At 53.6% G+C, this 14883-nt stretch carries 14 protein-coding genes; 9 read left to right on the top strand and 5 right to left on the bottom strand.

The window, feature by feature from the left end; all coding sequences use genetic code 11:
- Positions 1 to 10: 10 nt before the first annotated feature.
- The 8 genes from pth (at position 11) to dnaB (ending at position 7513) form a co-directional block, all read left to right on the top strand.
- Positions 11 to 577, top strand: a complete 567-nt coding sequence (gene pth / locus AOP6_RS10755) for an aminoacyl-tRNA hydrolase (RefSeq protein ID WP_225897385.1) — start codon at positions 11 to 13, stop codon at positions 575 to 577.
- Positions 578 to 607: 30 nt separating this feature from the next.
- On the top strand, positions 608 to 2632 hold the full coding sequence (locus AOP6_RS10750; RefSeq protein ID WP_155876733.1) for a sodium-translocating pyrophosphatase: 2025 nt from the start codon (positions 608 to 610) through the stop codon (positions 2630 to 2632).
- An 84-nt stretch (positions 2633 to 2716) separates the two neighbouring features.
- The gene (gene ychF / locus AOP6_RS10745; protein WP_155876732.1) at positions 2717 to 3811 is read left to right on the top strand and encodes a redox-regulated ATPase YchF; all 1095 of its coding nucleotides are present in this window, start codon (positions 2717 to 2719) and stop codon (positions 3809 to 3811) included.
- 133 nt (positions 3812 to 3944) lie between these two features.
- Positions 3945 to 4304, top strand: coding sequence for a 30S ribosomal protein S6 (gene rpsF / locus AOP6_RS10740; RefSeq protein WP_155876731.1), 360 nt, complete (start codon positions 3945 to 3947; stop codon positions 4302 to 4304).
- Positions 4305 to 4351: 47 nt separating this feature from the next.
- Positions 4352 to 4633, top strand: a complete 282-nt coding sequence (gene rpsR / locus AOP6_RS10735; protein WP_155876730.1) for a 30S ribosomal protein S18 — start codon at positions 4352 to 4354, stop codon at positions 4631 to 4633.
- Positions 4634 to 4668: 35 nt separating this feature from the next.
- A complete protein-coding gene (locus tag AOP6_RS10730) occupies positions 4669 to 5595 on the top strand; it encodes a YybS family protein (RefSeq protein WP_155876729.1) in 927 nt (308 codons plus the stop codon).
- A gap of 21 nt (positions 5596 to 5616) precedes the next feature.
- Positions 5617 to 6063 carry a 50S ribosomal protein L9 gene (gene rplI, locus AOP6_RS10725; RefSeq protein ID WP_155876728.1) on the top strand — a complete coding sequence of 149 codons (447 nt, stop codon included), beginning with the start codon at positions 5617 to 5619 and terminating at the stop codon, positions 6061 to 6063.
- A 79-nt stretch (positions 6064 to 6142) separates the two neighbouring features.
- Positions 6143 to 7513: a replicative DNA helicase gene (dnaB, locus tag AOP6_RS10720; protein ID WP_155876727.1), complete on the top strand. Its 1371-nt coding sequence runs from the start codon at positions 6143 to 6145 to the stop codon at positions 7511 to 7513.
- Between the two features lie 92 nt (positions 7514 to 7605).
- Here dnaB and AOP6_RS10715 read toward each other — a convergent pair whose 3' ends face one another.
- The 3 genes from AOP6_RS10715 to dusB are packed head-to-tail and all read right to left on the bottom strand — an operon-like array spanning position 7606 to position 11228.
- Entirely contained in the window at positions 7606 to 9039 is a 1434-nt protein-coding gene (locus AOP6_RS10715; RefSeq protein WP_155876726.1) for a sigma-54 dependent transcriptional regulator, read from the bottom strand.
- 58 nt (positions 9040 to 9097) lie between these two features.
- A complete protein-coding gene (locus AOP6_RS10710) occupies positions 9098 to 10240 on the bottom strand; it encodes an ATP-binding protein (protein ID WP_155876725.1) in 1143 nt (380 codons plus the stop codon).
- A 1-nt stretch (position 10241) separates the two neighbouring features.
- The gene (gene dusB, locus AOP6_RS10705; RefSeq protein WP_155876724.1) at positions 10242 to 11228 is read right to left on the bottom strand and encodes a tRNA dihydrouridine synthase DusB; all 987 of its coding nucleotides are present in this window, start codon (positions 11226 to 11228) and stop codon (positions 10242 to 10244) included.
- Between the two features lie 330 nt (positions 11229 to 11558).
- Here dusB and AOP6_RS10700 point away from each other — a divergent pair, with 330 nt between their 5' ends.
- The gene (locus AOP6_RS10700) at positions 11559 to 12872 is read left to right on the top strand and encodes a citrate (Si)-synthase (protein WP_155876723.1); all 1314 of its coding nucleotides are present in this window, start codon (positions 11559 to 11561) and stop codon (positions 12870 to 12872) included.
- Between the two features lie 144 nt (positions 12873 to 13016).
- Here AOP6_RS10700 and AOP6_RS10695 read toward each other — a convergent pair whose 3' ends face one another.
- Together AOP6_RS10695 and AOP6_RS10690 are read right to left on the bottom strand one after the other, a co-directional pair.
- Positions 13017 to 13805, bottom strand: a complete 789-nt coding sequence (locus tag AOP6_RS10695; protein ID WP_155876722.1) for a methyltransferase domain-containing protein — start codon at positions 13803 to 13805, stop codon at positions 13017 to 13019.
- A 260-nt stretch (positions 13806 to 14065) separates the two neighbouring features.
- Positions 14066 to 14719 carry a hypothetical protein gene (locus tag AOP6_RS10690; RefSeq protein WP_155876721.1) on the bottom strand — a complete coding sequence of 218 codons (654 nt, stop codon included), beginning with the start codon at positions 14717 to 14719 and terminating at the stop codon, positions 14066 to 14068.
- Positions 14720 to 14883: the final 164 nt, after the last annotated feature.

Below are 14883 nucleotides of genomic sequence, written 5' to 3'. Positions count from 1 at the left end.
CTTGAAGTTGGTGGCTGGGTTGGGAAATCCCGGCAGTAAATATGCCGGAACAAGACACAATATTGGATTTCTCGTCGTTCAGAAGGTCGCCGAACGAGCCAGTATGTCACTTAAAAAGAGTGGCCACCAAGCGATTTACGCTACGGGCCGCGTCGCTGGGGAGGAAGTTACCCTGCTTCTCCCCCAGACCTATATGAACCTCAGTGGAGCCAGCGTGGGTTCCGCCTGCAGATCCCTCGGTGCCGAACCGGGGGATTTGATTGTGGTACACGACGACATTGATCTGCCTTTTGGCGCCCTCAAGATTAAGCAAGGGGGAGGGCACGGCGGCCACAACGGCATTCGTCACATTAGACAGGTTCTTGGCACGGGTGATTTCGTCCGGGTCAAGGTTGGGGTCGGCAGGCCGGTCCCTGGTGGTGATGTCGCCGGTTACGTGCTCAGTCCTTTCTCACCGACCGAGCGCCAGGGTTTGGACGAAGTCCTTGAAAATGCGGCCATGGCCGTGGAAGCTGTTCTCGAAAAAGGAACAGAGCGGGCCATGAACGAATTCAATAGTCGAGATACTCGAAATTAAAATCAGAGGAAAGAGAGGGAACGAGACAACATGGAACTGCAAATGTATGCACCCATTCTTGGGGTGATCGGTTTCGTCATTGCTATCGTGCTGTATGTCCTGGTTAAAAAGGAGCCGGTAGGCAACGAAAAGATGAAGGAAATTTCTGAAGCGATTCATGCTGGCGCCATGGCCTTCCTGCGCAGGGAGTACAAGGTTCTCGCTATTTTTATCGTGGTGGTTTTTTTCCTTATTTTTGCCGGCATGGGGCCGCAGACCGCTTTTGCCTTCCTTGGCGGCGCCGTCTGCTCCATGATCTGCGGTTTTATCGGAATGAAGGCCGCCACCCGCGCCAACGTTCGTACGACCGAGGCGGCTCGTCAGTCGGGCCAGGCCAAGGCTCTGGAGGTTTCCTTTAACGGTGGCGCTGTTATGGGTATGTCCGTTGCCTCTCTCGGCCTTGTCGGCGTCGGCATTGCCTTCATTCTTTTTGGCGATCCTGAGCACGCCCGATACATTAACGGTTTCGCCATGGGTGCCTCTTCTATCGCCCTGTTCGCCCGCGTGGGCGGCGGCATTTATACCAAGGCAGCTGACGTCGGCGCCGACCTGGTCGGCAAAGTCGAAGCCGGTATCCCCGAAGATGACCCCCGTAACCCTGGCGTCATTGCTGACAATGTCGGTGACTGCGTTGGTGACACCGCTGGCATGGGCGCCGATATTTTTGAATCTTACGTCGGCTCCATCATCGCCACCATCGCTATCGCTGCAGCGGCCAGCACCGAACTGCTGACGCACCTTTCGGTCCCCGGTGTCGAACTCAGCGTCATTCAGGCCAATGCCATGTTGCTGCCCTTGGCTCTGGCTATGGTCGGCCTGATCTTCTCTATCATCGGTATCGGCTCGATGAAGGTGCTCAAGTCCATGGATCCCGCCAAGGCTCTGCACTACACGACTTTCGTCGCTGCCGGTGGTTTCCTCGTGGCCGCCTTCTTTATCGTCAGGGGGCTGCATATCTCCAATGGTGTCTTTTGGGCTATCCTCGCCGGCACCTTGGCGGGTATTGCCATCGGCCAGATCACCGAATACTATACTGCTTCCACTCCGGTCGCCCGCATTGCCGAGGCCAGCAAGACCGGTCCGGCCACCAACATCATTCATGGCTTGGCGGTCGGTCTGGAGAGCACCGCGGCTCCCATCATTATCATTGCGGTCAGCATTTTTGTGGCCAATTATTTTGCTGGTCTCTACGGCATTGGGATCGCCGCTGTCGGCATGCTGGCCACGGTTGGTGTGACCATGACCGTCGATGCCTATGGCCCCATCGCCGATAACGCTGGTGGTATTTCCGAGATGGCCGCTCTTGGCCCTGACGTTCGCAAGATAACCGATGGTCTCGATGCTATCGGCAACACCACGGCCGCCATCGGCAAGGGTTTCGCTATTGGCTCGGCGGCCTTGACGGCCCTGGCCCTCTTCTCTGCTTATGCCACCACGGTTGGGCTTACCTCAATCAACCTGATCAATCCTTTGACGGTTATCGGTATGCTTATCGGGGGCGCGCTGCCTTTCTTCATTGGCGCCCTCACTATGACAAGTGTCGGTCGTGCTGCCGGCAAGATGGTCGATGAAATCCGTCGCCAGTTCCGGGAGATTCCCGGTCTGCTTGAAGGCAAGCCCGGCGTCAAGCCCGAGCCCGAAAAATGCGTCGATATTTCTGCTCGTGCGGCCCTGAAAGAGATGATCCTGCCCGGCGTTGTCGCCGTTGTCGCTCCTGTGGTTATTGGCTTTGTCCTCGGGGCTGAGGCTCTCGGAGGCATGCTGGCTGGTGCCACGGTGGCCGGTGTTCTGCTGGCCCTGATGATGTCCAATGGCGGTGGTGCTTGGGATAATGCCAAGAAATACATCGAAAAAGGCGAACTTGCCGGCGAGAAAAAAGGTGGCGAGGCTCATAAGGCAGCCGTCGTCGGTGACACCGTTGGCGACCCATTCAAAGATACTTCGGGCCCGGCTATGAACATCCTCATCAAGCTCATGAGCGTTGTTGCTCTGGTTATCGCACCTTTGCTCGTATAAACTCGGGCCATACGCCCATCGGTTAAACACGGATAGCCGGGACTTAACGCCCGGCTATCTTCTTTTATAGTGAGAAGGTAAAACATGGGTTTTAAGTGCGGTATTGTCGGGTTGCCCAATGTAGGCAAATCCACCATTTTCAACGCCATCACTTCGGCAGGGGCAGAATCGGCCAATTATCCTTTCTGCACCATTGAGCCCAACGTGGGCGTCGTGAGTGTCCCTGACGCCCGCCTGGATAAATTGGCTAGCATCGTTCATCCTGAGCGCGTTGTGCCGACTACGATGGAGTTCGTCGACATTGCCGGCCTTGTCAAGGGCGCCAGCCGAGGTGAGGGGCTGGGGAATCAGTTCCTTGGGCATATCCGCCAGGTCGATGCTATCGCGCATATCGTGCGTTGTTTTGAAGACGACAACGTCGTTCATGTGGATGGCTCCGTTGATCCTCTGAGGGATGTCGAGGTCATACAGACCGAGTTGAATCTGGCCGATCTCGATTCAGTGGAGAAACGAATTTCCCGCACCGAAAAGCAGGCCAAAAGCGGCGACAAGAAAATGCAGGAAGAGTTGGCCGTGTTGAGGAAGGTTCAGGAGACGCTCAATGGCGGCCAGCCGGCCAGGGCGACCGACCTTTCCCCCGAGGAAAGACGCATTCTCAGGGATCTGCACCTGATCACCGCGAAACCTGTCCTCTATGTGGCCAATGTGGGGGAAGACGATCTGCAGGGGCAGCATCCTTTTGTCGAAAAGCTGCGCCACTTTGCAACGGCACAACAGGCAGAGATGGTTATGATATGTGGCAAGATCGAGGCGGAAATCGCCGAACTCGATGCCGATGAGAAGACCGACTTTCTTAGCGAAATGGGTCTTTCTGAGCCTGGGCTTGATCGCATGATTTCCGCTGGCTATCAGTTGCTCGGCCTGATTACCTATTTCACAGCTGGCGTCAAAGAGGTTCGTGCCTGGACTATTCCTGCCGGAACCAAGGCCCCTGGTGCTGCGGGTGTTATTCACACCGACTTTGAGAAGGGGTTTATCCGGGCTGAGGTCACTGCTTTTAATGACTTTATTGCCTCCGGTGGCGAGGCTGGTGCTAAAGAGAAGGGGTTGATGCGGCTGGAAGGCAAGGAATACGTCGTCAGGGATGGCGATATTATGCACTTTCGATTTAATGTCTGACGTGCTTAAAGATTGAAAAGCATTTCGATCTGTGATATGAATTCTGTTTGTCCAAGATCGGATGCCATTGTGGTGTCCGCTCCTTGCTCCGGATCGGTTCCGGGGCTATATAACCCAAGAGGAGGTAACATAAATGCGTACCTATGAAGCGATCTACATCGTCAACCCCGAAACGACCGGTGATGCTTATACCGCGATCGTTGACAAGTTTAAGGGGGTCCTGACCGAACAGGGCGCCAACATCATAAAAGTTGATGAGTGGGGTGTCCGTAAAATGGCCTATCCCATCAAGAAACAAACCCGTGGGAGTTATGTTCTGACTGTATTCGAGGCCCGGCCCGAAGTCATCAAGGAGTTCGAGCGCCGCATGCGGATTGATGAGAACATCATGAAGTTTCAGACGGTGTATCTGGAAAAAGGTTTTGAAGCCTCTGTTCCTGCCGACGCGCAAGATGTCGACGCAGCAGCCGACCAGGAAGAAGAATCAGAATAATTCTCTCGAACAGACAACTTGACTATCAATACGGAGGATATAAATAAATGGCTTTTGAAAAACCCGCTGGGAGAAAACCTGCTGGTGCAGGGGCACCGAGAAGACGCTTTGTTCGTCGTAAGGGCTGTCGTTTTTGTGCCGACAAGACCATGAAAATTAATTACAAGGAAATTCGCACCCTGCGTTATTTTATTTCTGAACGCGGTAAAATTGTGCCCCGGAGGATTTCGGGCAACTGCGCCGAGCATCAGCGCAAGGTATGTGAAGCCATCAAACGGGCTCGTAATATCGCTCTGCTGCCCTTCACGGCCGGACACGCCATTGATTAAGGTGCAGAGCAGGGAAACTGGACGAGAGCGTTGACATGGGACAGCGCGGTCTCTTTTTTTTCGGGAGCATCGTTCTTACCATCCTTTTGCAGATGGTCTCCTCGGCCCTGGGTGCAGGTGGTGTACTGTTGACCCTGCTGGTACCATTTCCCGCGGCCTATGTCCACATGCGGTTCGGGGCTCTGCTGGGGGGAGGTATTGTCGCTGCCTCAACAATCCTGCTGGCAGTTACCGGGGACCCCGCCGGCTCGTTGGGATATCTCTTGCAGTTTGGCCTGGCCTCGTTTGTGTTACCCTTTCTCTTGCGCCGATTCTGGGCGTGGGACCGGGCTGTGGCGGTAACGACCCTGGGTCTTGTTGTTCTTGCAGCCATGGCCCTGGGGCTCTATGCGGGCAGTAAAGGTATTTCAGTTAAGCAGATGGCTGCCGACTATGTACAAAAAGAGGTCGACCAGGCTCTGCACATATACCAGCAGTCGGACGTTTCAGCCCAACAGGCAGCAGAGCTCGAACAGATGCTCCAGAGCCTGGCAGACTTTCTTCTGCAGGCTTACCCGGCTCTTGCCATCACCGTAACTTGGGGAATTTTGCTGTTGGTGGTTTTTCTTCTCTCGCGATTTGCGGGCGGACGATACACCATTGCTGGTTTGCCTTTTCATCAATGGAAGGCTCCCCCGTTTCTGGTCTGGTTTTTGATCGGAGGGGGTTTTGGCATGCTGCTTTTCGATGGGCTTGCTGATGTTGTCTCTCTCAACGTGCTTGCGGTTGTACTGCCAATCTATTTTTTACAGGGATTGGCCATAGTCAGCTACTTTTTCATCCGGAAGAATATTTCAGCCGGTTTCAGGGTTGTGGGGTATCTTCTTATTTTTTTTCTCAACCCATTGCCTATGGTTGTCACCGGCTTTGGAATTTTCGATTTATGGGCGGATTTCAGAAAACCCAAAATTAAAGAAACGTAGATCCTTTTCAGGAGGAGATCGATGGAAATCATCCTTACAGAGAATGTAGAGAACCTGGGCAATATTGGTGACCTGGTCAAGGTAAAGCCCGGTTATGCTCGCAACTATCTGGTGCCCCGGGGGCTGGCCATGGAAGCCAACACCCGTAACATCAAGGAACTCGAGCATCAGAAACGTCAGATGGCACGCAAGATGGAAAAAATCACCGATGCTGCCAATCTCCTTAAGGGGAAAATTGAGGCGGTAACTTGTGTAATCAGCCACCGGGCCGGCGAGGAAGGCAAGCTTTACGGCGCCGTCACCACGATGGAAATTGAAGGTAAACTCAAAGATGCCGGGATTGAGATTGATCGCAAGAAGATCCAGCTCGACGAGCCGATCAAAACTCTCGGAACCCATGAGGTGCCTGTGAAATTGCAGGCCGGCGTTGTAGCCAATATCAAGGTCAACGTTGTCGCTGCCGAGTAGAACGTCCTCTAAAAGGGGAGGGAACGGCGGTTCCTTCCCCTTTCTTTTTTCCTTATCACCTGCGACCCGGTGTTGATGAATGGATAAATTACCGTCTCATCGGCTTCCCCCTCAATATCTCGAAGGGGAAATGTCCGTTCTCGGTGGCATACTCCTCGAAAACCAGGCGCTTAACAAAGCGTTGGAGATTCTTGTCCCCGAGGATTTTTATCGGGAAAGCCATCGCAAGATATTCAAAACCCTGATCGAGCTCTCTGAGCGCGGTGAGCCAGCCGATCTGGTTACTCTCAGCGCCGCTCTCCAGCAAAATGGCGAGCTTGATGCCGTTGGCGGGGCCACTTATCTCGCAACCCTGGTGGATTACGTCCCCACTGCGGCCAACATTATCTATTACTGCCGCCTGGTCAAAGAAAAAGCCATGGCCCGTCATCTCATCGAAGTGGCTACCGAAATAGCCACTCGTGGCTATGAGGGCGGAGACATGGAGTCTACCCTCGACTGGGCGGAGAAATCCATTTTCGACATTACCGGGATGAAGACCCGGCCGTCCTATTTCTCGACCAAAGAAATTCTCAAGGACACCTTCAAGGCGATAGAAAAACTGTACGATCGCAAGGAACTGGTCACGGGCGTTCCTACAGGCTTTCTGGACCTAGACCAGATGACTGCCGGGCTGCAGGGGGGGGATCTTGTTATCATTGCGGCGCGTCCTTCCATGGGGAAGACCGCTTTTGTCCTCAACCTGGTTGAGAATGCCGCGGTTCATGCCAAGACGGTAACACCTTCGATCGTCTTTTCTCTGGAGATGAGTAAGGAGCAGTTGGTGCAGAGGATGCTTTGCTCCATAGCCAAGGTTGACGCCAGCCGACTGCGTACAGGACACCTGGGGGAATCTGACTGGCCCAAGCTCACTAACGGGGCCGGCTTTCTAAGTGAAGCTCCTATCTACATTGATGATACTCCCGCTATTTCTATTCTCGAGCTGCGGGCCAAATGCCGCCGGTTGAAATCGGACAAAGGTCTTGGCCTTATCGTGGTCGACTATCTTCAGCTCATGCGTGGTCATAACGCTGAAAATCGCCAACAGGAAATATCGGAGATATCCCGCTCGCTCAAAGCGTTGGCCAAGGAGCTCAATGTTCCGGTCATCGCGCTCTCCCAGCTCAACCGCTCACTTGAAAATCGTACCGACAAGCGTCCTATTATGGCCGATCTGCGTGAATCGGGCGCGATAGAGCAGGATGCCGACGTGATCATGTTCATTTACCGGGAGGCGGTTTACTGCGAAGCGTGTAAAAAGCGGGACAGTTCCTGTGAGAAAGGGCACGAAAAAGATGCTGAAATCGTTATTGGAAAGCAGCGTAACGGCCCCATCGGAACCGTGCATCTGACCTTTCGAGGTGAATACACCCGTTTTGAAAACCAGAGCAGGAGGGGAGATGGCGCCTAGGTCTTATTTTCCCCTTGTCCTAGCAAAGAAAGCCCCCGGAAGACAGGTTCTCCGGGGGCTTTCTTTGTTACGACAAGAGTAAAGCCAGAAGTTCATTCCTTTTTGATGTCAATCTCCAAGGTCTGGATCTTTTTCCTTAGTGTGTTGCGGTTGATTCCAAGAATATCAGCGGCCTTCACCTGGTTGCCGCGGCATTTTTCCAGCACGATGCGGATCAGGGGTCTTTCCATCTGATGTAGGACCATTTCGTAGAGATTATTCAGTTCATGGACTTCGACCTGAAACAGGGCGGATCGCAATTTATTGGCGATCAGAGTCTCCAGGGAGTTGCCATTGTCTTCAGTCCGGCCGGCGGGGACGAGAAAGGAGAAGTCATCAGGGGTAAGCAGAGGGTCGGGTGATAGCAGTACAGCACGCTTTATGGCGTTTTCAAGCTCTCGCACATTGCCCGGCCAGTTATAGCCTTGCAGAAGGGTAAGGGCCTCGGCTGTACAGCCTTGGGTGCCCACCCCGAACTCTTCGCGGCTGCGCCCGATGAAAAATTCGGCGAGAAGAGGGATGTCGTCTTTTCTTTCCCGCAAGGGTGACAGGTGGAGCGGCACGACGTTAAGTCGGTAGAAGAGATCTTCGCGAAATTCCCTGGCCTGAACCCTGGTGTTGAGATCCTGGTTCGTGGCCGCGACGATACGCACATCGACGGAGATTGGCGAGGTTCCCCCCGTGCGGGTGATTTCTTTTTCCTGGAGGACGCGGAGCAGCTTTGCCTGCAGGTCCAAGGGCATGTCGCCGATCTCATCCAGGAAAATAGTGCCGCCATTGGCCTGTTCGAACTTCCCGGTTTTACGTTCGACGGCGCCGGTAAAGGCTCCTTTCTCGAAACCGAAAAGCTCGCTTTCCAGGAGATCCCGCGGGATAGCCGCACAGTTGATCGCGACAAAGGGTTTGCCGAGTCGGGAGCTGTTGAAATGAATGGCCCTGGCCATCAGTTCCTTGCCGGTGCCGCTCTCTCCAGTGATGAGAACTGTCACATCGGAAGGGGCAATCTTCCCGAGGACTTTGTAGGTCTCCTGCATCGCCCGGCTTTTTCCAATGATGGTTCGATCGACTTTATAGTGGTCTTTGAGTTCATCGCGCAGCCGGTGTACCTCATCGGTCACGGTGGAGGCTTTTTCCGCCTTCATGATTGTTGCGTCCAGAGCGTCCAGGTCAAAAGGCTTGGTGATGTAATCGTAGGCACCTCCCTTCATGGCGTCTACGGCATTTTTCATGGAGTTTTCCGCCGTCATAATGATGACCAGGGTGGAGGGGTTTTCTGCGTGGAATCTGGTCAGCAGCTCCAGGCCGCCTATTTCAGGCATCTTGATGTCAAGGATGGCCAGGTCGTAACGATGCTGCCGGAAGAGGGTCAGAGCCTCCTGCCCATCGGCGGCGAGGTCTACTGTCAGGCCTTTTTTGGAAAGGGCCTTAGAAAGAACCCAGCGGATACTTTCTTCATCATCGGCTACAAGAATACGGCGAATGGACATGGTTCCTCTCCAGAATTTTTACTGTATGATGTCAACGGTTTCAGGTTAATCAATCCGGTCAGTTTAAATCTTTTGCAGCCTCGTCGCGTTCTTTTGATTGACGAATAAATGGCAAGGAGACAATGAACGTTGTTCCCTGGCCTGCCGTGCTGACCACTTTGAGAAATCCCTGGTGTTGTCTTACGATTTTTTGACAGGTGGCCAGACCAAGCCCGGTACCTTTGGTTTTGGTTGTGAAAAAAGGGGTAAAAACCTTGTCGATCAGATCGGGGGCTATCCCTTTGCCATTATCAGTGACTTCCACCACGATCAGGGGAACCGGTTTTTTCCCGGACTGGGTCAGATGGAAGTCCGACGCTACTCTGGTGGTGATTTCAATCCGCCCTTTTTCGTCAATCGCTTCGGCGGCATTCTTGATCAGATTTAGAAAAAGCTGCGTCAGAAGGTCATGGTCGCCCATGATAGGGGGGATGCTTGGATCGAGTCGCAAGACAATGTCAAGGCTCTTTTCCCTTTGGGCCTCCTGCTGAAAAATAACGATATCTCCGATTACCTGGGCAAGATTCACTTCTTCGAGAACGGGCAAGCGGGGACAGGTCAAGTCCATGAGCTCTTCAATAATGCGGTTGATTCTTTCCGCCTCGCGGTTCATGATCCGGGCATATTCCTGCAGAGGGCTATCCCCGGGCAGTTCCATGATTAGAAGTTGCGAGGCGCCTTTGATACCCCCCAGCGGATTTTTAATCTCGTGGGCCAGGCCGGCGGCAAGGGTCGAAAGCATGCCGAGCCGATCGGTCTGTCGCACAGCGTCTTCAAGTTCCCTGACCCGACTGAGATCCCGAAGAATAAGTACGGCGCCATCTTGTTCACCCTGCGGGGTAAAGATGGGGGCGCAGGACAGGCTCACGGGGAGAGAAGGCATGCCGGGTCGGCTGAGGAAAATGTTTTCGTGATCGGAAATCGACCGCCCTTCGCGCATGGCCGTTTGAATAAGGCGAATAACGCCGCGCTGGCCAGTAAAAATCTGTTCGTAGTGGCGCCCAAGCCCCTGGCGCTCTGACAGCCCGACAAAAGCCTGGGCAGCAGGATTGATGAAAGAGATTCGCTCGCGGCGGTTTATGGCAATAACACCCCGGTCGATACTCTCGAGAATGCGAAGGTAAAGCTGAAGATCTTCCGGTGGTCTCAGGTCTCTGCCCATATCAGTCGGAGGCTCCTTCAGCGTTCGTATCTAAAAACGACTCCAGAAGAGCTTTCATGTCGTCAAGGCTTTCCGTCTTGTTTATGGCCTGGCGAAAATGTGCCGCACCACTGAGGCCTCGGGCATACCAGCACAGATGCTTGCGCATATCCATGAGGGCCCTGTAGCTTCCGAAGAGATCGATAAAGAGATCGAGGTGCTTGCTGGCGACCCGCAAACGCTCTTCCGCCGTCGGCGCCGGAAGGGGGTTCCCTTCAAGGGCGGCGGTAATTTCTCTGAAAAGCCAGGGATTGCCGTAGCCCCCCCGCCCAATCATGAGCCCGTCGCAGCCCGTTATCTCCAGCATGCTGAGGGCGTCGGAGGCAGAAAAAATGTCGCCGCTGCCGATGACAGGGATGCTGGATTGTTCTTTTAGCTTGCGGATATGTTGCCATTCTGAATGCCCACTAAACCCTTGGCTGCGGGTTCGCGGATGCAGAACCAGGCCGTCAGCGCCTTCGTTCTCGGCAATACGGCCAACCTCAAGATAGTTGATCGACTGCTGATCCCAGCCGGAACGGATTTTTACCGTGAGGGGCAAAGGAGTCACCTTGCGAACAGCAGCCACAATTTTCCCCACCAGAATGGGATTTTGCAGCAAGGCACTGCCAGCCCCAGAACGTACCACCTTTTTAACGGGGCAGCCCATGTTGATGTCGATAAGTTCGCCATCATCGCTGACCAGGGCGGCAGCGCGAGCCAGCACATCCGGTGAATCGGCGAAGAGTTGGATTCCGAGTGGCCGCTCTGCGGAAGTTGAGCGCAGAAGCTCGCGTGTGCGAACCCCGTCACGGATAAGGCCGTTGGCGCTCACCATTTCGGTAAAAACAAGAGCCGCCCCGAACTCCTTCATGATGAGACGGTAGGCCAGGTCAGTGATGCCGGCCATGGGGGCCAGAATCAGGTTATTTTTCAGTTTTAAGTTTGAGAAAGAAATGTTTTTTTGCATAAATTTTAGGCATACTATCATGGTCACTGATGAAAGCAAGAAAAAACCGCGCACCGTTCTTGACTTCAAAGTGAGATAAGCTAGTGTTTAGCTTGGTCGGCATACTGTATACAGAATTGGCTTGACAGCCTCTGCTTGAGTTTGTTAGAACATTTTTTGAAAATGAAGGAAAAAGAGGGGTAAAACCGATCCCAACTTCTTACCTTTGCCAACGTCACTTCCATTTATTGCTTCCGCCTGTTCGGGCGGTTCGGTTGAAATAGTCTGGGGCCTTTTGGGTTGGTGAACCGTCCGGTTCATCGCATTTCATTTCACTAAAGGAGAGAGAACATGTCCACACTGAAGGAGACTCTGCGCAAGAAGATTGAAGAGCACCGTCCCCGCACCACCCGGCTTGTCAAGGAATTCGGCGACGTCAAGTTGGGTGATGTTACCATCTCACAGGCTATCGGTGGCGCTCGCGGCATCAAGTGTCTTGTAACCGACATTTCTTACCTCGATCCCATGGAGGGCATCCGCTTCCGTGGCAAGACCATCCCTGAGACTTTCGCTGCTCTGCCGAAGGTTCCCGGTTCTGACTATCCTTATGTCGAAGGTTTCTGGTGGATGCTGCTGACTGGTGACGTTCCCACCATGGAGCAGACCAAGGAAGTTGTCGCTGACTGGAAGAAGCGCTCCCAGATCCCCGCCTATGTTATCGATGTGCTACGTGCTCTTCCCCGCGACTCTCACCCGATGGCCATGTTCTCCGCTGCCATCGTTGCCATGCAGCGTGACTCTGTGTTCGCGAAAAACTATGCCGCTGGCAAGTTCAACAAGATGACCTGCTGGGAAGACATGTACGAGGACGCCAGCGAGCTGATGGCGAAACTCGGTCCCATCGCCGCATACATCTACCGCATGAAGTACAAAGGCGACACCCATATTCCTGCTGACCCCAGCCTCGATATGGGCGGCAACTTCGCTCACATGATGGGCGTAGACAAGCCTTATGATGACGTTGCCCGCATGTACTTCATTCTGCACTCCGATCACGAGTCCGGCAACGTATCTGCCCATACGACTCACCTGGTTGCCTCGGCCCTGTCCGACGCATATTACTCCTACGCGGCCGGCATCAATGGCCTGGCTGGCCCTCTGCATGGCCTGGCTAACCAGGAAGTGCTGTCCTGGACTCAGAATTTCATGGACAAGTTGGGCGGCAAAGTTCCCACCAAGGAAGAGCTCGAAAAGGCTCTGTGGGACACCCTCAACAGTGGACAGGTTATCCCCGGTTACGGCCATGCCGTTCTGCGCAAGACCGATCCCCGTTACACTTCACAGCGTGAATTCTGTCTGAAGACTCCGGGCCTCAAAGAATACCCCCTCTTCCAATTGGTTTCCATGATCTTTGAAGTGGCCCCTGACGTTCTGCTGAAGCATGGCAAGGCCAAGAATCCCTGGCCGAACGTTGACGCACAGTCCGGTGTTATCCAGTGGTACTATGGCGTTACCGAGTATGATTTCTACACCGTTCTGTTCGGTGTTGGTCGTGCGCTGGGCTGTCTGGCTAACATCACTTGGGACCGCGCTCTCGGTTATGCTATCGAGCGTCCCAAGTCTGTTACCACGGCTATGCTTGAGGATGCTGCAGGCATCAAGTAATCATCAGGAACAAGTGTTTCTGAGTTGTCTGTTATTTTATGGGGGTGTCTCGCGACACCCCTGTTTTTTTTGGGGGGGGGGAGAAAGAAAAAGGACCGCAGGGGCGGTCCATGGGGGCAATCTGATACTCGTGTTGGTTATAGACTACTTTTTGTCTGGACGGGTTGCGTATAGGAGTATTTTTTGATCGGTATAACACTCGACTTCGCCGGCAAAAGTCTCAATCTGAAAGTAGTTGTGCACGGAGGCCGGTGCGTCAATGAAGAACTTATTCAGTTGCTGTACTCCCGTTCTCCCTAAGCCGGCGCGCTTTGCCCACACGGGGAAGTCATGGGTTTTGGGAATGGTTAGGGTCTCATGGACGGTGAAGCCAGCTTCCTCAAGCATCTGAACCCACTGGGACCGGGTATACGCCTGCACGTGGGTCGGATCCCGCATCTTCTCCATGGTCTGGTAGAAAAGAGCAACTTCAGGGTCGTCAGGCAGTAGGGTGTCAATAATGACCATGCGTCCGCCCCGCCGCAAAACGCGAAAAAATTCCCTTATGGCCCGGGGGACATCCTGGAAATGGTGTGGTGCGATGCGGCAGGTAAGCAGAGTAAAGGCCCCTGCTGGAAAGGGTAGGTCCTCCGCATCCGCTTCACGAAATGTGACATTTTCAACACCACCTTCTTCGCTGATATACTCCTGAGCCTTTTTCAGCATCTGCATCGTGAGATCGGAAGCAACCACGCTGCGAACCTTGGGAGCAAAGTAGAGGGCCGTATGGCCCCCACCGCAGGCGACATCCAGAAGAATGTCCTCAGGCGTCGGTTTTAGAAGACGGTCCGCTTCAGCAAGGTCATTGCCCTGGGCGAAACCCGGGTCTTTGACATACCCCTCAGCCGTTCTGCCGAACTGCTCCCTTACCTTGTTTTTGAAGTCATTTTTCATGATTTTTCAAGGCCCCTTGCATGATCTGAAGGCAGTATCTCCTAAGCATGAAGCTCTGTTTCCCTGCAAAAACTTTAACAGGTCAAGATGCGTTCGCCTGTAGAGATCAACGGAATTTTGTCCGAAAAGCAAAAATTTGGCGGAGAATAGCATGAACGAAGGCTCTTGAAAAGGCCTGTTTGAGGGACTTGAGGGCTTTGGATCCAATGAAATCCCCGTGTGTGAAAAAGAAAATGCCCGAGGTGCCTGTTGATCACCGGCTAGGAGGATTCTGTCGTTGGTAAAAGTACGGCCAGGCGATTTTCAAGGTCTGTCGCCAAGTGTGTCAAGTTATCATCATGAGTGCTGGGTAAGTCTGGGACCTCGCGCAGGATGGTGGCTAGGCGCCGTGTCGCGCTGAGGGCCATTCTGCAGTTTTCTGCAAGAGTTTGAGCAGGCTCTTTTCTGGCGCTGGAAAAATCGCGAAACTGCTTGCGAACGGTCGGAAGACTGCGATCCTGTTCAATAACCGCAGCCCGCAGAGCATCGTATTCCTCCGGGGGAAAGTTTTGTTCTTCTCTGGCCTGGCGCAGAAGGTCTATGGAGCGAAAATCCGGCAAAGGCTTGAGCTCGCCTTGGCGGGCCAAAAGAGCTGGTTCCTCTTTTTCCAGATAGCGGTAAGCCTGTGTGAGTTTCTCTGCCGTCGGCTTTTTGATCCGGACCTCACGAGAACAGTACTCTTCGAAAGAGGAGTAACCCCACTGGTTGAAGAGTTTGTCGCGACTGACCAGCAGCAGCTGCTCGCCTAATTCAACCCAGGACGATTTGAACCGCTTCGCCACATCTAAAACGCGATAGCGCTCTGAACCGGGATCAAGCTCCTGCATGAGACGTTCGATATGGATTTCAGCGGATGTCTTGGGAGCTTCGTTCATGTCCTCTCCTCTTTTGGTTCATGTCGTCGAGCGCAGAAGTTTAGCATAAGGAGGGGGGTTGGTGAAGAAGATTTGCCTGGGATGAATTGGCTTGGCTCCTTCTTTTGATATCAGTACAATGTCGCGCAAATATAGAGGACAGGTTCATTGACGATATCTGGCAG

Origin of the sequence: Desulfuromonas sp. AOP6 (genome assembly GCF_009731355.2) — a bacterium.
GTDB lineage: Bacteria > Desulfobacterota > Desulfuromonadia > Desulfuromonadales > SZUA-540 > SZUA-540.
This window is presented reverse-complemented; position numbering and strand designations above follow the sequence as displayed.

What these genes read in the sequence shown, in the direction of transcription:
- AOP6_RS10750 (WP_155876733.1), top strand. Translation starts at nt 608, where the DNA reads ATGGAACTGCAAATGTATGCACCCATTCTTGGGGTGATCGGTTTCGTC.
- ychF (WP_155876732.1), top strand. Translation starts at nt 2,717, where the DNA reads ATGGGTTTTAAGTGCGGTATTGTCGGGTTGCCCAATGTAGGCAAATCC.
- rpsF (WP_155876731.1), top strand. Translation starts at nt 3,945, where the DNA reads ATGCGTACCTATGAAGCGATCTACATCGTCAACCCCGAAACGACCGGT.
- rpsR (WP_155876730.1), top strand. Translation starts at nt 4,352, where the DNA reads ATGGCTTTTGAAAAACCCGCTGGGAGAAAACCTGCTGGTGCAGGGGCA.
- AOP6_RS10730 (WP_155876729.1), top strand. Translation starts at nt 4,669, where the DNA reads ATGGGACAGCGCGGTCTCTTTTTTTTCGGGAGCATCGTTCTTACCATC.
- rplI (WP_155876728.1), top strand. Translation starts at nt 5,617, where the DNA reads ATGGAAATCATCCTTACAGAGAATGTAGAGAACCTGGGCAATATTGGT.
- dnaB (WP_155876727.1), top strand. Translation starts at nt 6,143, where the DNA reads ATGGATAAATTACCGTCTCATCGGCTTCCCCCTCAATATCTCGAAGGG.
- AOP6_RS10715 (WP_155876726.1), bottom strand. Translation starts at nt 9,039, where the DNA reads ATGTCCATTCGCCGTATTCTTGTAGCCGATGATGAAGAAAGTATCCGC.
- AOP6_RS10710 (WP_155876725.1), bottom strand. Translation starts at nt 10,240, where the DNA reads ATGGGCAGAGACCTGAGACCACCGGAAGATCTTCAGCTTTACCTTCGC.
- dusB (WP_155876724.1), bottom strand. Translation starts at nt 11,228, where the DNA reads ATGCAAAAAAACATTTCTTTCTCAAACTTAAAACTGAAAAATAACCTG.
- AOP6_RS10700 (WP_155876723.1), top strand. Translation starts at nt 11,559, where the DNA reads ATGTCCACACTGAAGGAGACTCTGCGCAAGAAGATTGAAGAGCACCGT.
- AOP6_RS10695 (WP_155876722.1), bottom strand. Translation starts at nt 13,805, where the DNA reads ATGAAAAATGACTTCAAAAACAAGGTAAGGGAGCAGTTCGGCAGAACG.
- AOP6_RS10690 (WP_155876721.1), bottom strand. Translation starts at nt 14,719, where the DNA reads ATGAACGAAGCTCCCAAGACATCCGCTGAAATCCATATCGAACGTCTC.